Raw genomic sequence first — 20,896 nt, 5'->3', positions numbered from 1 at the left:
GCGATGACCCAGTCCACCCCCTCCACCGATGCGGACCATTATCTGCGGCTGGCGCGCCAGGAGCAACAAGGGCGTCTGACCGTCTATCTGGGTGCTGCGCCGGGCGTGGGTAAGACCTATCGCATGTTGCAGGATGCGGCGCGGCGACAGGCGGAAGGGGTGGATGTCGTCGTCGGCGTGGCGGAAACCCATGGTCGCAGCGAGACGGCGCTGCTGCTTGAACCGTTAAGCATATTGCCGCGCCACCGCGTCGATCATCAGGGCCATGCGCTGGACGAGTTCGACATCGACGCCGCGATCGCGCGGCATCCGGGGCTGATTTTGGTGGATGAACTGGCGCACATCAATGCGCCGGGCAGCCGACATCCCAAGCGGTGGCAGGATGTTGAGGAGTTGCTGGCGGCGGGTATCGACGTCGCCACCACGGTCAATATCCAGCATATCGAAAGCCTCAATGACGTCGTAGCGGGCTTCACCCATATCCGCGTGCGCGAAACCGTGCCCGACCAGATATTGGACGATGCCGAACTGATCATTGTCGACCTGCCCCCCGATGCCCTGATCGAGCGATTGGCGGCAGGCAAAATCTATCTGCCCGACACGGCGGGCCGAGCGCTCTCCAATTTCTTCACGCCGACCAAGCTGGCGGCGCTGCGCGAACTGGCACTGCGCTTTGCCGCGCGCAGCGTCGACCGGCGCCTCACCGATCAGTTGCGCACGGCAGGCGACGAGGGCGATTTCGTCGCTGGCGAGCGGCTGATGGTCGCGGTCAGCCCCGGCAAAGGCGGGGCGCAGGTCGTCCGCCATGCCAGGCGGATGGCCGATATATTTCATGCGCCCTGGACCGCCGTGGTGGTGGAAAGCGGCCGGGCGCGCGCGATCGTCGGCGCGCAGCGGGAGCAGTTGGCCGACAATCTGGCGCTGGCGGCGTCGCTCGGCGCATCATTGATGACGGTAGCGGCTGATCATGTCGGCGATGCGCTGGTCGATCAAGCCCGACAATTGCGGGCCAGCCAGATCGTGATCGGCAAGAGCCGCCGGTCGCGCTGGTTCGAATGGCGGCATGGATCGATCGCTCAGGACGTGATCCGCAAGGCGCAGGGGGTTGCGGTGCATGTCGTGCCGCTCAGCGATGCGGACGAGAGGCCCGACAAGCCGCGCGAAGCCGCCTTTGCCCGCGACGATGTGGTGGCGTTTGCGATCGTCGTCGCGACCGTTGCCCTGTTGCGCCTAGCCCAGCCATGGCTGCCGTTCGGCGCGATCGACCTGCTGCTCTTGATCCCCGTCATCCTGTCCGCGACGGTGCTGCGGCTGCGTGCGGGTCTCTGGTCGGCGGTCTGGGCCGCACTGTGTTATAATTTCTTCTTCATCCCGCCGCTCCATAGCCTGACCATCGACGATCCCCAGAATGTCATCACCTTTGCCGTGCTGGCGCTGGTCGCGGCCGTGGTCGGCTGGCTTGCCGGGCGCATTCGGCGGCAGGCCGAAACGAGTGCCGGGGTCGCGCGCCTCAACGCATCGCTCGCGCGCTTTGCCGGCTTGATGGGGGGATTGTCGGAAAAGGAGGAGACGGCGCGCGTGGCGTGTCGCGAAATCGGCAACCTTCTCGATGTCGAGGCAGTGATCGTCACGATCGAGGATGGGGATATCGTGGTGCGCGGCAATGACGCCTATCGCCGGATCGACATGATCGACGAAGCCGCAGTCCGCTGGGCACTGGAACAGGGTATCGCGACGGGGCGGGACACCGGGACGTTGAACGCATCCGATTGGCAATTCCATCCACTCAGGACATCGCTTGGCACCATGGGGGCGCTGGGACTGGCGCGGCCCTCGCAGGAGCGGATCATCCGGCCCGACGATGCGGTCATGCTCGCCTCGCTGGTGGACCAGGCCGCGCTCGCGCATGAACGCATCGTGCTGGAGGGGCAGGCGCGTCAGGTCGATGCCTTGCGCGAGAGGGACCGCCTGCGCGGCGCGTTGCTCGGCAGCATCGCGCATGACTTGCGCACCCCGCTGACGGCCGTGATCGCTGCGACAGAGGCGATTACGGTGGAAGGGGCGTTCGCGGACGAGATTCGTATCGCCCGTTCGGAATCGCGGCGGTTGCAGCGTTTTCTCGACGATCTGCTGGAAGCGTCCCGGATCGAACATGGCGCGATCGAACCGCGATGGGAGAGTGTGGACCTGACCGATATCATCACCGACGTCCTGCGGGCGCTACGCCAGGACGAGGCCGGTTCGCGGGTCACGACGCGGATCGACGGCGATTGCCCGTTCGTGTCCAGCGATCCGCTACTGTTGCGCCATGTGCTGATCAACCTCATCGACAATGCACTGAAATTTTCGCCTGTAACGACGCAGGTGGAGGTCGAATTGCTCTGCCGTGACGGCGATGTCCTGTGCCGCGTGCTGGATTCCGGCTCTGGCCTGCCCGCCGATACCGACGCTTTGTTCGATCGCTTCCACCGGCTGGAGGGGAGCGACCGGGTCGGTGGATCGGGCCTTGGCCTGTGGATCGCCAAGAATTTTACCGAAGCAGTCGGCGGGACGATAACGGCTGGCAACCGGGCGGGTGGGGGCGCGATGTTCGAGGTCATATTGCCGGGGCGCCCCAAGGATGAAGCGGAAGGACGCGCTGCCGATGCATAAGGATGTGCTGATCGTTGAGGATGAGCCCGCGATCCGGCGCTTGCTGATGGGCGCGCTTGATCGGACGGGGCTGACCTATGCCGAGGCATCGACAGCCGCCGAAGCGTTGCGTCTGGCGGCCGTTCAGCCACATCCGCTGGTCGCGTTGCTCGACCTTGGCTTGCCCGACCGGGACGGGTTGGAGATCATCCCGCAACTGGTGGAGGCTGGATTGGCGGTCATCATATTGACCGCCCGCGATGCCACCGAGGAGAAGGTGGCGGCGCTGGACCTTGGCGCGGATGATTTCGTGACCAAGCCCTTCGACAGCGCCGAACTGCTGGCGCGCATACGCTCGGCGCTGCGGCGCAAGACGGGTAGTCGCGCCGACCCGCAACGGCGGGCGTTCGAGGGCGGGATGATCGATCGTGAAGCCCATGCCGTGATGATCGGTGGCGCGGCGGTGGCGCTGACCCCGCGCGAGTTCGACCTGCTCTGGGCGCTATGCGAAAAGCCCGGCCGCGTCCTGACGCACAGGGCGTTGCTCGAAACCGTCTGGGGCCTGGCCCATCGCGACGATGTCGATTACCTCCGCGTCGCCATTCGCGCCCTGCGCAAGAAGGTCGAAACGGATCCGTCGCGTCCGAAGCTGATCATCAATGAACCCGGTGTCGGCTACCGCCTGGCAGGGTCGGCACAAAGGGTCGCGTGAAGCGGAAGCCTTTTCGGTTCGGCGCACCGGTAGGATACTGTTAACATTCTTGCGCCCATGATGGCGTATGGAGAGACGCGCCAAGAATGGAACGCATCGCCGAATTTCGGCATTCAGCGCGGCAGGTGAGAGTAGCCTGCCGGACGCCGTATATCGCGACCTCGTCTCCACGCTCTTTGCCATGGCGATGCCGATCATCGGCTTTGGCATCCTCTACGCCCTTGTCGGCACGCTGATCTTTCTCAAATGGCAGGATGGCGTGATAGCCGTTCTGACCGGTATTGCCATTGTGATCACCATGGCGCGTGTCTGGCTCATAAGAGCCTATAATCGCGCGGGAAGCACTACGCAGGATATCCCAGCGCTGAAGGCATGGGAGAGACGCTATGCGTTTTTGACCTATATATTCGCGCTATTGCTGGCGGCGCTCCACATACGTGCCTTGTCCGCGCACGAGCCGCTCGTGCATATCGCAACGATCAGCCTCATCTTCACCTTTGGTGCGGGAATCGTATCGCGCAACGCCTCTCGCCCCAAGTTATGCGTCATGAGCTTGTCGCTGGTGGTTCTGCCGACGGCGATTGCCATGCTAATCCATGCCACGCGCGAATATGGCCAATTGCTACACGCCGAATTTTTTGCCCTGCAAGCCCTGCTGCTGGTCACGGTCGCGCTGATGAGCTTGCAGTCGGTGCGGCATCTCTATGCGTCGTCCGTCGAACATCTGACCACCAAACATGATCTGGCGACGCTTGCGCGCTTCGATCCGCTCACCGGCCTGCCCAACCGCCTGTTGTTGCGGGAGACTTTTCAAACCAACGTGCAATCGTCGGAGATTGGCGACCAGATGGCAGTCCATTATCTGGATCTCGACGGCTTCAAGGCGATCAACGATCGATATGGCCATCCCGCTGGTGACGCGGTGCTGCGGGAGGTCGCCCGGCGGCTGCAGAGCATGATCCGGACAGAGGATGTGGCGTGCCGTCTGGGTGGCGACGAATTTCTGCTGCTCCAAGGCCATGTGCGGCATCAGGACCAGGCCGACCTGCTTGCCCGGCGCATCATCAAGCAGTTGAGCGAGCCCTATCTGGTCGATGAGATAGAAATGCGCATCACTGTCAGCGTCGGCATCGCGATGGCCCCCGAATTCGGCCTGGAACTGGAGCGGCTGATGGCCTTTGCCGATACCGCCCTTTACCGATCCAAGGCCAAGGGGAAGGCGCAGGTGCATTTTTGTACGGCAGAGGATTTGCGACAATCCGGGCAGGCCGTAGCCTGAGCGCGGCTTAAAGCGCCTTTGTTGATACGAGCGTCACGCCGACAACATGCCCCGCCCCGCCACGATAAGGAATGGCGGTGGTCGGCAGCCCCATGGCCGACAATATCTGGTTAATATCCCGGCCGAAATCGGTATAGACCAGCGACAGGCTGTCCGCACCCGATCCATGATAGACCGGCGGTAACAGCATGATGTCCTCCGGCCCGCTGGTGTCCACGCGCGGGCGCGTGAGCGGCGGCGGCGGCATGCCGATCGGCACGGTCCATATGTGCATTCCACCTGGACGCAGAATGCGATGGACTTCGGCAAAGGCCAGCATTGGCTTGCGGATATGTTCGAACATGTCGGACGTGATGACGACATCGAAACTGTCATCGGCGAAGGAGGTCGCCATCAGATCCTGACAGGTCAATGCCCCGCGCCGCGTTCCGCTGGGTACGTCCGGTTCATAGAAGGATTGTTCGTAGCGGCGCGCGCGGCCCAGCCAGCGGCGCAATGGCCCTGAAAAGCCAGCTTCGAATATGTCCAGTTTCGGCAATAGGTCCGACGCTGCCAGCGCGGCCAACGTGTCGAAACGGCCGCCACCCAAGCGATCGACTAGGGTTTTGGCCTGTTCGCGATAGCGCAATGTGGCCCGGCAATCATGACAAGCCAGCGTTTCCCGTTCGCTGGCGTGGGTGCGGCGGAACAGCCCTTCCCATCCGCATAGATTGCAGCGGTCCGCCATTTCATAAACGGCAAAGCCGGGTCTGCCGATCGCGTCCAGCCGCGCCTGCAAGGCAGGTGCCACGGCCCAGGCCGCCGGCTCTGAGCCCGCGCTAGCCAGTTCGTGCGCATTGACGATATTGCCGGAATTCTGGTCCAATCCGCGCACGAGCGATGACGGCAAGGCCGCCGCATCCGCGGGCTGATGGATGTCGATATGGCTGTCGCGCACCCCGAAGCCGCCATTGAAGATCAGCGAGGGCAGAATATCCGTCGATCGAAGCGTCAGATCGACACGGACAGACCGGACATTGGAAAGCAGCATGGCGCATTCCGTCCATGTATCAGCATCGACATCAGCGGTAATCGCCTCGATCGGCGCATCCCGGCGACCAAGCAGGGACAACGCACGCCGCACCTTGCTGGCACGGAGCCTGATCTCACCTGTACATGCGCTTTCTCCGGCTTCGCTACGCTCGATAGTGATCGCACTGCCGTTCACATCGTCGATGTCGGCATCGATCGAAAACCCATCGCAATCGATCAGATGGATGGCGGGCGCGGCGGCGCGGTGGGCGATGTTGCGGGCTTTTACCGTCAATCGAAGCTGGTCGCACCGGGTAAATGTCGCGGCCTGCTGGCCTGCGTCCTTAACGATCAGGTCGGTAATGGTGAATCGTTGGCATCCGTCCGCCCGCAAGCCGCTTCCCTGCACGCCGACGATGCGGACGCCGTCCAACACGCAATCATCCGCAGCGACCGTCAGCAATGACGTAGCCCGATGCCCGCTCCCGGTCAGCGCTAACGACTGAAGCTGGCTTCCGTCGCCGCGCATCGTGAGGCCATGACGCGGATCGGTGAAATGCAGGATGGGTAGGAGCCCGTCCGCTCCCAATAGAGTGATCGCATGATCCAGCAGAATGTCCTGCGCCAAATCATAGCGCGGCGCATCGAGCAGGATATGTGCGCCGGGCGCCGCCTGTGCAAGCAGAGCCACCAGGGCTGTGGTGTCGGCGGCACGAAGGTCCGTCATCGGGTGGCGAACCTGCGTCTTGGCACCCGGCTCATAGCTTCCGGTAGGCGCGTCGATGCTCCACGTCGCGATAGCCCAGGGGTATCTGTTCGAAACCGGCATCGGGGTCGAGCAGCAGGCTGCATATCATCTCGACATGCGACAATTCGATCTGCTCCTCGCTATAATCCGCCAGCACGGATGGATTATGCGAGGGTCGCATCGTCGGCGATTTCGCGATGGTCCAGTCATAATCGTCGAGCAGCAAATAGCCGCCTGGCTTGAGCAGCTCCTTGCAACAGACCGCTGCCAACGTATCATATTGATAAAGATGTCCGCCATCCAGATAGATGAAGTCGAACATGCCTTCGGGCCGGTCGATGCGCGCGCGCCGCGTCAGCATCGCGAGCGTCCAGCCATAGCTGTCGAAGGTGCGCCGCGAGTTGCCGACAATCTCGACATTGCTATAGCCGATGTCGGCAAGGTCAGCGCGCAATTCCTGCACGCGGCTGTCGAAATCGAACAGCCATAGCATGCCGCGATGATCCATCGCGCGCGCCAAGGCCAGCGACGTCGCACCGATGCCGATCCCGACTTCCGCGATAAGCGGGTCGGCATGGGTCGCCAGAACGCGGGTCGCCAATTCGACCGCCTCCGCGCAGGGTCGCGAAATGGCTTGATAGCGGGGCTCTGCGTGCTGCTCCAACATGGCTTATGTTCCCGTCCATCGGCCAACAAGGCGGTTTACCAACGCGATAGGCCATAGTAGCTCTGTCCTCAAGACATGGGAGGCTTGGCCGCGTGACCGATGCAAATAATTCGCCGCCGGACAGTTCCGGCGCAGGCCCGCGCGTCGCGCTTTATGGAACATTCGACGTCCTCAACTATGGCGACCTGTTGTTTCCGCTGCTGCTGCGCGATCGGCTGGGCATCCCCGAAGAGGATTTTCACGCTTATTCCCCGCGTGGCGGCAAACCGGCCTGGGACGACACCGTCCCCTGCCTGCCGATCGAGACCGCAGCCGATTGTTCGGCGGACCTGCATGTCATCGGGGGCGGCAACATCATCCATGCGACCAGCACGCCGTTGCCCGACTATGCCGAAACGCGCTTCGGCGCGCAGGGCAGCTATGCGGCGTTGTGGCTGGGCGCGGGGCTGATCGCTGCGCAGACGGGCGGACGGATCGCCTGGAATGCGCCCGGCCTGCCCCACCCGCTACTGCGTGGCCCGGTGCGAACCTTGAGCGACGCCATTCTGGCCGCTAGCGCGCAGGTGACCGTGCGGGACGAGGCAAGCCGCAATTTCCTGGGAAAATCGGGCGATGCATCCGTCCAGATTTTGCCAGACACCGCGCTTGACCTCGCTGCGCTCTGGCCTGCAGCGGACTTGCGCGCCATCGCCGAGACGGCCTTTGCGCGACACGGTATGGCCGTGCCCGATCGCTGGGTGGCGGTGCATGTGAACAGCCGCTATCTCGACGCGGATGAGGCCGAGCAGGGAAGGCAGGTGGCAGCGCTGGCCGACCGGCTGAACGCTGTGCCGGTACTCATCGCGATCGGACCCTGCCATGGTGACGATCAATTGGCCCAGCGCGTCGGCGCATTGCTGCCAATGCCAGTGCTGATTCTGGATCAGCCCGAAGGTCTGAAGGAAATTGCGGCTCTGATCGCCCATGCCGCCTGCTATGTCGGTTCTTCCATGCACGGGCTGATCACGGCGCTTGCCTATGAGAAGCCAGCGCTCGTCATTGCCCGGCCACGCATGGTCAAGTTCGCCGGTTTTCTGGAGCAACTCGGCATGACGGAGCGGCTGAGCCACAGCTGGGCCGAGGCGTTGGGCAAAACGGCCCTGATGACGCCATTGCAAGAGCAAGAACGGAGCGCGATCAACACCGCGCGCGCGCGGATAGCCGATCATTGGGCGCAATTGCGCGCGCTGTTGCACGAGCCCATGAGCGAACGCGAAACGCAAGCCATGGACAGGCTGCGCCACTGGATCGCCGACCGCCCCGAAGGGCAGCGCGACTGGCAAAGCTTTGAGGCCGTCCTGCCCGTCCTTCTACCCCAAGCAGTATCGCCGATCAGCAAGCCGTTCCATTGCAATATCTGTGGCGGCAAGACGGTGCGACCGAACCGCCGACAAGCGGACGATATGGTCGGCCACGATCATATTTGCGCCGGTTGCAACGCGACAGCCCGGCATCGCGCCATGCGCCAGGTGTTGGAGGTGCTTCGGTCGGACCCGGCCTTGCGCACCATGGGATTGCAATATGGGCGGCACCGCGTGGCGGCAGGCGGCTGGTTTGCGCAATTCGACCTGATTGCACCAACGCATGAAGGCTCTACGCTGGTGGCTCCGCCCGCCGACAAACGCTATGATATGATCTTGTGTCTGGACATGCTGGAACAGGTGGCGGATATTCAGGCAACCTTGATGCAATTGCGGGAGACGTTGGCCGATGATGGCGTGCTGCTGCTATCCTTTCGCACCGTGCCGGCGCGGCAAACCACGCTGGAATGGGGATTTCCGCGGGGCGACGACCATGGTCGCCTGCGCGCTTTTGGCACCGATATCCTGGCGCGTCTCGGCACCTATCTGCCAGATGCTTTCCTGACCTTCGCCTGGCCATCGGACCCCTATTCGGACACGGAAACCGTGCTGTGCATCGCGACGGCTACGCAGGCACGGCATGACTGGATACAGGCCAGCGCCATCGCCGAAATGGCCCGATCAACCGACGGTCTTGCTGATCGACTATAGTATCGTCCAATCTCGACCAGTTCCTGCGACACCGTCCAAATCGGACTTCAATATTGACCCGGTTTGGATTAGCCATTGTCATGGCCATTGAAGGCAGGGGGTACACGGGGGGCCGATGTTACACCGGGCAGACAAAAAAGCTGATGGTGTGACCGCATCGCTCCTGCGCGATGAGATTGCCGCACTGGAGGCGCTGACGAGAGCGGCGGGCGACGACGATAGGTCGATCGATCGCCGCATATCTCTGGCGCGCGGGCGCTGGCCCGATGATCTGCGCCTGCGTCTTATCGAAGGCGGCTGGCTGGAAAAGACAGGCCGGGTCGAGGAAGCCGTGGCGGTCTTCCAGACGGCGCGCGACGATCATCCCGCCAACCCTTGGCCTGCGGTCCGACTGGTCGAACTCTTCCTGCGCCGCCAAAGGCCTGACGATGCCCGCATGCTGTTTCGTGAGGCCGTGTGGGCAGGTAGCGCGCCAGAACAGACGCGAACCGGGCTGCTGTCTCGCATCCTCATGACCCTGGTCGATCCGGATATACGGCGCGCCTATCTCGAAACCCTGCTGCGGTCGCACCCGGATGATCGCTTCATCCTGCTGAAACTCGCCGCGATCCGCTTTCGCCAGCAGGATCGAAGCGGAACCGAAGCATTGTTCGACAAGGCACGCGCCTGGGGACCGCTAACCGATGAAAGCCGGTTGATCGAGCTGGAGCTGCATCTGGCGGCCGCACGGTTCGAAGATGCCTATGCCCTGTCCGTCCAGTTGATGGAGCGCAACCCCGACCGGGTCGAGTTCGCCCGCCGCGCGATCCAGGCGGCCATTTTCACTGGGCGGATCGACAGCGTGATCGCGCTGCTCGACGCGGCACTGACCCGCTGGCCGGACGATTGGCTGTTGCTGTTCCGCTATAATCGCTGCCCTTTGTCCGATAGCGTGGACAAGCGGCTGTTCGCGCTATTGCGCGCGCGCACACCGGAACAGGCGAGCAATTCGCGCTGGCTGTTCCAATATGCGATAGCCGCCCTGCGGCACGATGCTGTGGCCGATGCGCGGGCGATCATCGATCGTTTGGCGACGCAGGATGCCGTCGCCCATATGGCCGGGCCGTTGCGCACCGCCATGGCCGCGCATCCTGCTGCGACCTGGGACAATAAGCGCGCGGTTCGCCATGGTTGCGACCTCGACGTTCAAATTCTGCCCATGGCAGGTGCGCAGGCGACAATCCTGTTGTTTGCCAGTGTCGTTGGGGGGCTGGGCTATCTGCCTTTTGGACTGGCCGACGGATTGCTGCGCCAGCGCCCCGTGAACATCCTCTATCTGCGCGATCGCAACCATCGCAGTTTCACCAGCGGCATCGCATCGCTCGGCCCGGATCATGATGCCATGATCGAAGCGTTGCACCGGCTGACCGAGGATTTGGGCGTGCCGGTCATCACCATCGGATCGTCCATCGCCGGGGTCGCGGCCATTCGGTGCGCCGCCATGATGGGAAGCCATGCCGCCATATCCTTTGCCGGGCCGGTCAATCTGGGGCTGGATGCCGCCGAAGACGCGCCGGTTGCGGCCAATGGCACGCGCGCTTCGCTGTTTTCGACCTTTACGAGCGCGGATATGGACTTGGTGGGCCTCATCCGGTCCGTGCCGCAAACCCATGTGCATCAGGTCTTCGGCGCCGCGCACGCCCCCGATGCGGAGGCGGCACGCTGCCTGGATGGTCTCGACAATGTCACCCTCTATCCGATCGCGGACTGCGCCGACCATTTTGCGATCGAACATGCCATCGCCAACGGCCTGTTCTTCACCGTGCTCGACAAGGCGCTGGCCACCATCGGAGACGGGATATGAGCGCGCGGCGCACCATCCTCATATCCGGCATGTTCGATATGAACAATTATGGCGACCTGCTGTTTCCCCTGGTGGCGCGCGCGCGCCTGGCCGATGCGGGTTTTGATGTGGTGTCGGTGTCACCGACCGGCGGGCAGGCCGACTTTCCCGACGCCCTGCCGACCATCGACATTGGCGAGATGTTGTCGGGATCGATCGCCCCGGCCGGGATATTGATCGGCGGCGGCTATATGATCCACGCCAATTCTCTGGCCTTTCTGGATCATTATGGCGATCCGTCGCTTGGCAATTGGGCAGGCGCTGGCCTTTGGTTGGGGGCGACGCTGGCGGCGGCGCTGCGCGACATTCCCATCGCCTGGAACGCGCCCGGCGTGCCGCATCCCTTTTCAAGTCGACAAAGGCGCGTGATCGACGCCGCCCGCCATGCCGCATCCTATGTTTCTGTGCGGGACGAAGGCAGCCGCCGTCTGCTCGCTCCTGCGACGGAAGACGCCAGTATCGCGATCGTACCGGACCCCATTGCCGATCTGCCGCGGCTGTGGTCACGGGCCGATCTTGCCGACCCATTCCGGCAATTGCTGGCTCGCAAGGGGATGGCACCCGACACACAATTGCTGGCCATCCATATCCGCAATCGATCAGTCGCGGGCGTGGATCGCCAGGCGCTAGGATCGGCGCTGCGCCAATTCGCTGAGGCGCGACGGATGGTGCCGATGCTGGTAGCCGTCGGGCAGAACCATGATGATCCGGCGGTCGCGCGCCAATTCGCGGACTCGCTCGGCGCGCCGTGCCTGATGCTCGACGACCCACTTAGCCTGCAGGAAATCAGCGCCGCAATCGCCCATAGTGCGCTCTATATCGGGGCGTCCCTGCATGGCTATGTCGCCGCCAGTGCCTATGGCGTGCCGGGTATTCTGGTCGGCCGTCCGAGCTATAATAAATTTTCAGGCTTTCTGGCCCATTGCGGGCGGCCACGGGATCTCGCGCGCACCTGGGAGGAGGCTTTGACGATGGCATCGACGAAGGGCCAACGCCAGGATGGCAGCCTGCTGCCCGCATCGATCGCCGATGCCCTGGACCGCCATTGGGCGAGAATCACCGCTGCCTTCAACGCGCCTGCGGAGCGGTGGGAGGAAAGGCGCGACTTCGCCCTGACCTGGATGCGCGACATGATCGCGAACGATGGGCCGGGCTGGGCGCTCCAGCCCATTCTCAATCGCCGGATGCGCGCCCAGCCTGCTGCGGCGGGCGGCCTGTTCGACCTGTCCCCTAATGCAAAGGAACACCCATGAATCAACGCCTGCCATGCGACCGTGATACGCTGCGTGCCTGGATGGTCGCCTATATCGGCGGCGTCCTGTCCCTGCCCGAACAGGTGCCGACCGATCAGACATTCGACGCCTATGGCTTCGACAGTGTGGAAGCGGTGGTGATGGCCGGCGTGATGGAGGAAGAGTTCGGCGTGCAGGTCGATCCGGTCCAACTGTTCGAAAATCCCAGCATCGACAAATTTGTTGCCGCTTTTGCCAGCGATGGGGGCGGCAACATCGCGGGTGCGGAGCAACGCGATTGACGCAACCCGCCGTCTCGATCGTGCTGGTAAGCTATAATATGCGGCGGGAATTGCCCCGCACGCTATTGTCGCTATGCCCGCCCTATCAGACGGACATCGCGCGCGCCGATATCGAGATCATCCTGATGGATAATGGTTCCGACCAGCCACCAACCCTGGCGGACGGGGCTCATCTGGATGCCGATATTCGCATCGTGCAACAGGCCCAGCCCAGCGTGTCGCCAGTGTCGGCGATCAACCATGGGCTCTCGCTTGCCCGCGCACCGCTTATCGGGGTGTGGATTGACGGCGCACGACTGGCGTCGCCCGGATTGATCGCCGCCTGCCGTTCGGCAGCGACGCTGCATCCCCGGCCCGTGGTCGCGACGCTCAACTATCAATTGGGACCGACCCTGCAGTTCGACAGCGTGCGCCATGGCTATGATCGCCAGGCCGAGGATCATTTGCTCGATACGATCGACTGGCCGCAGGCGGGCTATCGCCTGTTCGACGTCGCGACGAGCGAATTGCGCGGTGGCCCGGAGGGGCCGATGCTGGAGAGCAATGCGCTGTTCCTGCCCCGGCCGCTATGGGACGAACTGGGTGGCTATGACCCGGCGTTCGTCGAGCCGGGCGGCGGCGTGGTCAATCCCGACACCTATTTGCGGGCCTGTGCCCTGCCCGATGTGCAGCAGATCCGCATAGTGGGCGAAGGGACGTTCCATCAGATCCATGGCGGCGTGTCGACCAGCACTCCGGAAAGCGCGATGGCGGTACTCCAGACCGGTAGTCGCCTGTATCGGCAACGGCGCGGTCGCCCGCTGGTCACGATGCGCGATCCGGGCTGGCTCTATGATGCCCAAAACCGATCCGTCATCCAGTCGCCGATCGGCGCGCGCGCATGACGGCGCATCGCATCGATAAGGCCGCCATCGCCCGCTATCGGCGCGACGGTTTTCTCGCGCCCCTGCCTGTGATGGATGAGGCCGCGATGGTCGCCCAACTCGCCCAGGTCGATGCGCTGGCCGCGATGCGCGCGGGCCGGATCGCGCCCGGCCATAATGTGAAGGTGCATCTTCTCGCCCCTTTCCTCTGGGACATGGTCCATCATCCCGCCATTCTCGACCCCATCGAGCAATTGCTGGGGCCGGACCTTGTCTGCTGGGCAGCGGGCTTTTTCGACAAGGCCCCAGGCACGCCGCAACATGTGACCTGGCATCAGGATGCGACCTATTGGGGCCTGTCGGCGCCCCAGGCGCTGACCGCCTGGATCGCCTTCACCCCTTCCCTGCCGGACAATGGCTGCATGCGCGTCAGTCCCGGCAGCCATTGGACACCCTTGGTGCATGTCGATACCCGCGACAATGACGTTATGTTGCCGGGACGCGAAGCGATCGCCGAGGAGGTGGACGAGAGCAAGGCGGTGGATGTCGTTCTGCGCCCCGGCGAAATGTCGCTGCACGACGTCATGCTGGTCCACGGTTCACGCGCCAACATGTCGACGCAGCGCCGTTGCGGTTTCGCCATCCGCTATATTCCCGCTCACCTCCGATCCATCGGCCCGGTACGCGCTTCCGCCACATTGGTGCGGGGGCGGGACCATGGTCATTTCGATCTCGAACAGGCGCCCGAGGCCACATACGATCCAGCCGCGCTTGACCGATATGCTGGCGTGCTGCGCCGATGGATGCGCAATGTCCTGCCCAATATGGGGGGTCAGTCTTGAGCTTGGCGGTCGCCCCGACCTTGCCCGCCCTGCTGGAACAGCATGCGGCGACCCGTGGGGATCACAGCGCCATCCGGTTCCTGCAACGGGGCGAAGCGGTCACCGAGCATGCATGCTATGCCGACCTGCATGCGGCGGTAACGACCATGGCAGGCCGATTACACCATGCGGGGCTCGTCGGCACGCCGGTCGTGCTGGCCTTGCCACCGGGCCTGCCCTTCGTCATAACGTTGCTGGCATGCTTGCGCGCGGGTGCCATCGCGGTACCGATCCCCTTCCCACCGGCCGGCGACGAGGCGCGGCGGAGGCTGGCCCTGATGGTCGCCGATCTGGGCGCGGGCAGCGTGATCGGCCCCACTGACCACGGCATCGACATGGGCGCGCTGCGCCCGATCGAGCCGGCGGCCATGACTGGAGACGTTGCGGATGTGCCCTTCCCCGATCCCGATGCGGCGGCCGTCATCCAATATAGTTCGGGTTCCACCCAGGCACCGCGCGGGATCGTCATCAGCCATCGCAACATCATGGCCAATCAGGCGATGATCGGACAGATGTTCGGTAGCGGACCGGACATCGTGGCCGTCAACTGGCTTCCCCCGCATCACGACATGGGGTTGTTCGGCGCGCTCCTGCATCCGCTCTATGCGGGGGGCACTGCCGTGCTGATGCCGCCCTTCGCCTTTATCCAGAAGCCGCTCCGCTGGCTGAAGGCGATCAGCGACCATCGAGGCACGACCGCTGGCGGACCCAATTTCGGCTATGACCTGTGCGTTCGTCGCATCACGCCGGAGCAGGCAGGGACGCTCGATCTGTCGACATTGAAAGTCGCATTTTGCGGGGCGGAGCCGGTACGATTACGCAGCCTGAACGCCTTTGCCGACCGCCTGGCACCGGCACGGTTCGATCCGGCTGCCTTTCTGCCTTGCTATGGTTTGGCCGAAGCCACGCTTTTGGCGACTTCGACCCGATGGAACGATGGCGCGCCGGTTGCAGTCCCTGGCGCGGGTCGTGCCCATGTCTCCTGTGGATGGGCACCCGACGACGCGCAGGTCAGGATTTGCGATCCGCAGGATGGACGCCCGCTCCCCGATGGCGAACGCGGCGAAATCTGCATCGCCGGACCGCATGTCGCCATGGGTCTTTGGTCAGGGCGGGAGGGCCGCGTGGTGCCATTGCCCGAATTGCGCGAGGAGGATGATGGGACAGGCTGGCTTCCTACCGGAGATGTCGGGATGTGGGGGGCTGCTGGCCTGGTGATATTGGACCGGATCAAGGATTGCATCATCGTCCATGGCCGCAATATCCATGCCGCCGACGCCGAAGCCGCCGCGCTGGACGTGGATGGACCGCCACTGCTGGCGGTAGCGGCCGTCGGCATCACCGTCGAGGATGAGGAGCAACTGCTGCTACTGTGCGAAGTCGCGCGGAACCGCAGCAGCGCGATGGATCGCAAGGAATGGGCCAGTGTCTTGGCGCAGCAGGTTGGTGAACGGTGCGGCCTGATGCCGCAGATCGTCTTTGTCGGCAGCGGCACCCTACCGCGTACGACCAGCGGCAAAATCCGACGGCAGGCGGCGCGCGCCGCCTATCAGGCGGGTGAGATCAAGGCGCTGGTTGAGGGGGATATGTGATGGGGAAAGGCCTGACCGATGCCCAGATCGATGCTTTTCGTCGCGACGGCGTCGTCTTCCCCGTTCGCCTGTATCCGCAAACCGAAGCCGCGCAATTTCGTTCCGCACTGGAAGCGATCGAGGCGAGCCGTGCCGGGCGGCTGCCGCCTGCGCTGAACGCCAAGCCGCACCTGCTGATCCCCTGGCTATGGGATATGGTCCATAATCCAGGCCTGCTCGACGCGATCGAGGACCTTCTGGGGGCGGACCTGCTATGCTGGGGCAGCAGTTTCATCATCAAGGAGGGCCACAGCCCCCGCCATGTCACCTGGCATCAGGACCAGACACATTGGGGCCTCAATGCACCGCGCGCGGTGACAGCCTGGCTGGCGCTGAGCGACAGCGGCCCCGACAATGGCGGCGTGCAGATAATTCCAGGCAGCCATGCACAGATATTGCCCCATCGCGACAGCGGCGACCGGCTGAACATGCTGGGTCGCCGCGAAGAGGTGATCGGCGGCGTGGATCAGCGGTCGGCGATCGACGTCAGGCTGCGCCCGGGCGAAATGTCGTTGCATGATCCGCTCATCGTCCATGGATCGCCACCCAACCAGTCCAGCGAGCGGCGTATCGGCTTTGCGATGCGCTATATTCCCGCCACGGTGGCGCAGCGCAGCGGCGCGCGCAATTTCGCAACCTTGGTCCGTGGCCGGGACCATGGCCATTTCCAGTTGGAGCAGGCACCCGCCGCGCCCTTCCACCCCGATGCACTGCGGCATCATGGCGAATCGATCCGGCATGGGATGGCCGTGATATTCGACAAGGGCGATCATCAACCCGGACCCTCTGCACCCAAAGGCCTTGAGGGATGACCTCGATCACCGATCCCGATGGGGCGATTATGCCCGCCATGCCGCCCTTCCGCAGCGAAGGGAACGGCCCGTGGGTTATCACGCGCCACGCGGATGCCAGCCTGATATTGCGATCGCCTGCTTTTCGCATGGCGTCACCGCTGCAGCGGGTCGAGCGGATCGCCGCGCGTGCCAGGCGGGATTATTCGGACTTGCTGGCCCTCATGGAGCAGACGCTGTTGTTCCAGGATGGCCCATCGCATCTGGCCAACCGGCAATCCGTGCGCCGGATCGTACAGCAGAGCATGGCGCGCTGGCCAGCGTCCGCCATTCTGGCGGAAGCCCGGCGCATCGCAGCTTCGGTGCCGTCTGGCGGCGCGATCGACGCGGTTGTACATTTGGCTGATCCCCTCCCCTCTCTGATCCTCGCATCGATGCTGAGTTTGCCGGTCGATCAGGCCATGGCCTTACGCGCGGACGCGACCATGGTGACGCGGGCTTGGTCGCATGCCTGTAGTTTGCGGGACTATGATGCCTGCCAGGATGCTGCCCGTCGCTTGCGCCGCGAACTCCGCAGCAGCTTGCAGCGGGATAGCGTTGAGACAGGCGATGCGTCTTTCGATCTGATCGCTTTCCTGCTGGTCGCCGGGGCGGATTCCATTGCGGGCACGATCAGCGCGGCTCTGGACCTATTGGCGCGCAACCCGGCATGGCAGGCGCGCCTACAGTCGGAACCAAAGCTGATGCCCGGATTCATTCGCGAAACGCTGCGTCTTGCCGGGCCGTTGCGCCGTCTCAACCGGCGCGTGGCCCAGGCAGCGGTCGATATTGGGGGCGTGTCGATCGCACCGGGCGATCTGGTGTTGCTGCGGATCGACAGTGCCCACCGGGACGCCGAAGCATTCGCCTACCCCGACCAAATCGATCCCGGCCGGAAAAATGCGCCGTTGCTCGCCTTCGGCGGGGGCGCGCATATGTGCCAGGGGCCATTGCTTGGCGCGATGGAGGCCGAAATGATGGTAACCGCCATCATCGACCGCTTCCAGATACGCCCGGCCGCGGCGCGCGGTGCCTTGCTCGATCATGAGGATTGGCGTGTGTTCGCGCACCTGCCCCTCATACTGACCCCTGTTGCGGCGGAGCAATGATGACCGATCCGACCTCTCCCCAAGCCCCGGTTCAAGACATAATGAATGACGCGCCGACACATGCCTGCGATATTGCGAACGAGACGTTCGACGACTGGATACCGGACAGCGATCAGGACAATGATGGCGCATTTTGCGGTGCCTGGCATGTCGAATATAAGAAGAACAGCCGCTTTGCGCTAACCCCTGCGCTGCAAGGCGACCGGCCCAGTGGGGTGGCGGTGACGCTCCATGACGGCGCGTCCTGGCTGCGCATCTGGCAACAATTGCCGCACCAGTCGGATGAGGCGCAGGCGGATTATGCCCTGGCGCTCAGCGCACCGGCCAAGGGCGGGGACGGTGTGCCTATCCTCAAATGGGTGGTGTTGCTGAGCATAGATGCGAAGGGGCAGCGGGTTCTGCACAAGACGCTGGTGCAGGGACCGATCAGACTTGTACCGGGATCGCGGATCGTTCGCAATTTCTCAACGGCGGGGAGCGTCGATGGTCGTCCGTTATTGTTGGCGATGGATTTCGCCGATGGACCGGGGACATTGGCGATTGCATCCCTCTCCATCCATCCCCGTGGCCCTTTGCCGAGCCAGCCTGCCTTGGCCAAACGGCCCGAACGGGTGTGCGTCATATCCTGGGACATGGCGCATAATCCGGTCGGTCGCGCCTTCCTGCTCGCCGATATGGCCGCTCGCAATCACAGCGTCGAACTGGTGGGACCGATCTTTAAAACCTATGGGAACAGCATCTGGCCACCAATCGCCGACGCCCTGTTGCCGATGCGCAGCTTTCCGGCGAGCGATATGGCGAGCTTCCTGCGCGGGGCGGCGGAGATGGCGCGCAACACGCGCTGCGACATCGTCCATGTCGGCAAGCCCCGCCTGCCCAGCCTGTTGCTGGGCCATCTGATTAGTCAGGCGAATAATTGCCCGATGATCGTCGATGTCGATGATCATGAACTGGCCTTCGTCAAGGACCGGACACCGGCCGATTGGAACGAAGTGCTGGCGGCAGCGGAAGCGGACGCTTCGGGTTTTGCCATACCGCATAGCGACCTGTGGACGCGCTTTGGCGAAACGCTGCTGGCGGAAGCCGATTATGTCACCGTCTCCAATATCGCGCTGCAGCGCCGCTTTGGCGGTGCAGTGCTACGCCACGCGCGCGACGAGACGCTGTTCGATCCAGCCCGCTATGATCGCGACCAAACGCGCGGCGAGTTCGGCTATGGCGCGCAGGATCGCGTCATCCTGTTCCTGGGAACGCCGCGCGCCCACAAGGGCTTGCTGGATGTCGCCGAAGCGCTGCGCCGGGTGCAAGACCCCCGGCTGGCGCTGTGCGTCATCGGACGCATTGGCGACAAGGCGCTGAGCGAGACGCTGGCGACGTACACGGATATCCGCCTGGCGCTGCATCCCGATCAACCTTGGGATCGCTTGCCCGAACTCGTCAACATGGCCGATGCCGTCGTGATCCTGCAAGACCCGGACCACCCGATCGCTGCCTATCAATTGCCCGCCAAACTGACCGATGCGCTGGCCATGGGCGTGCCCGTGCTCGCCCGCACCGTGCCGCCTTTGGAGGATATCGCCCTGGCGCGCGCCTATCTGCCCGTGCCGAACGATGCGGCGTTGGATGCTGCCCTGCGCGATGTGGCGGCGGACCGGATTGCGTCGCAGGGACAGGCGGGACGCACCTATTTCCTGACCGAGATGAGCTATGCCGTGAATGCGGCGCGCCTCGACCTGGCTTATCGCGCCGCGCAGCAGGCACGCCCGGCCGCCAAGCCGCTGCTGGACCGGACGCTCAAGCTGCTGTCGCGCAAGACCGGCATTGCGCTTGGTCCATCGGCACGCCGCCCACCGCTCAGACGCGACGACGCCCCGCGCGACATGATCTTCCTGTGGAAGCAGAATGACTCCGACATCTATGGCCGCCGTCCTGACATGCTGGCCAAATATATGCTGGAGACGGGCAAGGTGCGGCGCATCATCCATCTCGACGCGCCGATTGCTCTGCAGGAACTGGAACAGCAAAGCGAGGCGGCGCAGCAGCAGGCCGCGCATCAAGGCAGGCAGATTTACGAGACCGTAAAAAAGCGGGTATTGCGCCAAGCCGACACAGCGGACTTTCTGCGCCGCACCTTCCTGCATCGCGGTCGCGCGGCATCGGGCGAAGCCTTCGGGCAAGCCTTGCCACCCCCCGAAGCCTACGCCGATTTCCTGCGCGCTTTACGCGAAGAGGCGGCGGTGCAGGATGGGCCGTTGCTATGGGTCTCGCCGCTCGTGTTCGACTATCCGCTGGTGATGGAGGTGTTGAAGCCCAGGCTGGTCATCGCCGACCTGATCGATGACCAGCGCACCTTCCCCGGATTGAGCGCGGCCTATCGCCAGCGCGTCGAAGAAGGCTATGAAGCGATATTGCGGGATGCCGACATGGTGTTCAGCAATTGCGAGCCCATAAGGAAGGTGTTCGCGCCGCTGCGCACGGACATTCATCTGGTGCCTAACGGGTGCGAACGGCTGGACGGCGACGTTGAAGCGCATGCTGCGTTGCGCGACCTGCCGCGCCCCATCATCGGCTATGTCGGCAATCTGCGCGACCGGGTGAACTGGCCGTTGATCGAGCGGATCGCGCAAGCCTACCCCGATGGCAGCATCGTGCTGGTCGGATCGGCGCATGGCCGACCGGAAGTGGCCGCGATCGCCGAACGTCACGCCAATATCCATATGCTGGGCGTCAGGCCCTATGAAGAAGCCTTGCAGATCATGCGTGGCTTCGACGTCGCGATCATGCCGCATCTGCAAAATGCGCTGAGCGATCGGATGAACCCGCTCAAACTCTATGTCTATTTCGCCTCCGGCCTGCCGATCGTCGCATCGGCCGTCGCCAACATCGATGAACTGGCACCCTATATCGCGGTCGCCGATACGGATGATCAGTTCATGGCCCAGCTCAAGGCGGTGCTGAACGGGTGGATTCCACCGGTCAACCCGGCGCTACGCGACTATCTGGTCAGCAAGATGTCATGGCAGGCGCGGATCAACGCGATCTGGCGGGTACTTGAAGGCGAGTGACG

15 protein-coding genes are annotated in these 20,896 nt (G+C 63.7%); 13 read left to right on the top strand and 2 right to left on the bottom strand.

Annotation, left to right across the window (positions count from 1 at the left end):
* Positions 1–3 precede the first annotated feature (3 nt).
* From SxD43FB_RS08020 to SxD43FB_RS08010, 3 genes are all read left to right on the top strand, one after another.
* The gene (locus tag SxD43FB_RS08020; protein WP_096061720.1) at positions 4–2,652 is read left to right on the top strand and encodes a sensor histidine kinase KdpD; all 2,649 of its coding nucleotides are present in this window, start codon (positions 4–6) and stop codon (positions 2,650–2,652) included.
* Complete coding sequence (locus SxD43FB_RS08015) at positions 2,621–3,343, top strand: response regulator transcription factor (RefSeq protein ID WP_255245639.1); 723 nt, start codon at positions 2,621–2,623, stop codon at positions 3,341–3,343. The genes SxD43FB_RS08020 and SxD43FB_RS08015 overlap by 32 nt, the downstream gene beginning before the upstream one ends.
* Before the next feature lie 67 nt (positions 3,344–3,410).
* Positions 3,411–4,622, top strand: a complete 1,212-nt coding sequence (locus tag SxD43FB_RS08010) for a diguanylate cyclase (RefSeq protein ID WP_255245638.1) — start codon at positions 3,411–3,413, stop codon at positions 4,620–4,622.
* Positions 4,623–4,629: 7 nt separating this feature from the next.
* Here SxD43FB_RS08010 and SxD43FB_RS08005 read toward each other — a convergent pair whose 3' ends face one another.
* Both SxD43FB_RS08005 and SxD43FB_RS08000 read right to left on the bottom strand, forming a co-directional pair.
* Positions 4,630–6,360, bottom strand: coding sequence for a class I SAM-dependent methyltransferase (locus SxD43FB_RS08005; RefSeq protein WP_176482708.1), 1,731 nt, complete (start codon positions 6,358–6,360; stop codon positions 4,630–4,632).
* Positions 6,361–6,391: 31 nt separating this feature from the next.
* Entirely contained in the window at positions 6,392–7,048 is a 657-nt protein-coding gene (locus tag SxD43FB_RS08000) for a class I SAM-dependent methyltransferase (protein ID WP_096061718.1), read from the bottom strand.
* Between the two features lie 92 nt (positions 7,049–7,140).
* Between SxD43FB_RS08000 and SxD43FB_RS07995 the strand changes: the two genes are divergently transcribed.
* From SxD43FB_RS07995 to SxD43FB_RS07950, 10 genes are all read left to right on the top strand, one after another.
* Positions 7,141–9,099, top strand: coding sequence for a polysaccharide pyruvyl transferase family protein (locus tag SxD43FB_RS07995; protein ID WP_141249476.1), 1,959 nt, complete (start codon positions 7,141–7,143; stop codon positions 9,097–9,099).
* 148 nt (positions 9,100–9,247) lie between these two features.
* A complete protein-coding gene (locus SxD43FB_RS07990; protein ID WP_141249475.1) occupies positions 9,248–10,942 on the top strand; it encodes a hypothetical protein in 1,695 nt (564 codons plus the stop codon).
* Entirely contained in the window at positions 10,939–12,234 is a 1,296-nt protein-coding gene (locus SxD43FB_RS07985; RefSeq protein WP_096061715.1) for a polysaccharide pyruvyl transferase family protein, read from the top strand. The genes SxD43FB_RS07990 and SxD43FB_RS07985 overlap by 4 nt, the downstream gene beginning before the upstream one ends.
* Positions 12,231–12,515 carry an acyl carrier protein gene (locus SxD43FB_RS07980; RefSeq protein ID WP_096061714.1) on the top strand — a complete coding sequence of 95 codons (285 nt, stop codon included), beginning with the start codon at positions 12,231–12,233 and terminating at the stop codon, positions 12,513–12,515. Before SxD43FB_RS07985 ends, SxD43FB_RS07980 begins: the two co-directional genes overlap by 4 nt.
* Positions 12,512–13,399 carry a glycosyltransferase family A protein gene (locus SxD43FB_RS07975; protein ID WP_096061713.1) on the top strand — a complete coding sequence of 296 codons (888 nt, stop codon included), beginning with the start codon at positions 12,512–12,514 and terminating at the stop codon, positions 13,397–13,399. Before SxD43FB_RS07980 ends, SxD43FB_RS07975 begins: the two co-directional genes overlap by 4 nt.
* Positions 13,396–14,220, top strand: coding sequence for a phytanoyl-CoA dioxygenase family protein (locus SxD43FB_RS07970; protein ID WP_096061712.1), 825 nt, complete (start codon positions 13,396–13,398; stop codon positions 14,218–14,220). Before SxD43FB_RS07975 ends, SxD43FB_RS07970 begins: the two co-directional genes overlap by 4 nt.
* On the top strand, positions 14,217–15,851 hold the full coding sequence (locus SxD43FB_RS07965; RefSeq protein ID WP_176482707.1) for a fatty acyl-AMP ligase: 1,635 nt from the start codon (positions 14,217–14,219) through the stop codon (positions 15,849–15,851). Before SxD43FB_RS07970 ends, SxD43FB_RS07965 begins: the two co-directional genes overlap by 4 nt.
* Positions 15,851–16,702: a phytanoyl-CoA dioxygenase family protein gene (locus tag SxD43FB_RS07960; RefSeq protein WP_096061710.1), complete on the top strand. Its 852-nt coding sequence runs from the start codon at positions 15,851–15,853 to the stop codon at positions 16,700–16,702. Before SxD43FB_RS07965 ends, SxD43FB_RS07960 begins: the two co-directional genes overlap by 1 nt.
* Entirely contained in the window at positions 16,699–17,829 is a 1,131-nt protein-coding gene (locus SxD43FB_RS07955) for a cytochrome P450 (RefSeq protein WP_096061709.1), read from the top strand. The genes SxD43FB_RS07960 and SxD43FB_RS07955 overlap by 4 nt, the downstream gene beginning before the upstream one ends.
* 41 nt (positions 17,830–17,870) lie before the next feature.
* Positions 17,871–20,894, top strand: coding sequence for a glycosyltransferase (locus tag SxD43FB_RS07950; RefSeq protein WP_176482706.1), 3,024 nt, complete (start codon positions 17,871–17,873; stop codon positions 20,892–20,894).
* The last annotated feature ends 2 nt before the right edge of the window (positions 20,895–20,896 follow it).

Origin of the sequence: Sphingobium sp. D43FB, from assembly GCF_002312805.1 — a bacterium.
GTDB lineage: Bacteria > Pseudomonadota > Alphaproteobacteria > Sphingomonadales > Sphingomonadaceae > Sphingobium.
Note: the sequence above shows the minus strand (reverse complement) of the source record. Positions and strands in the feature narration are given on the sequence as shown.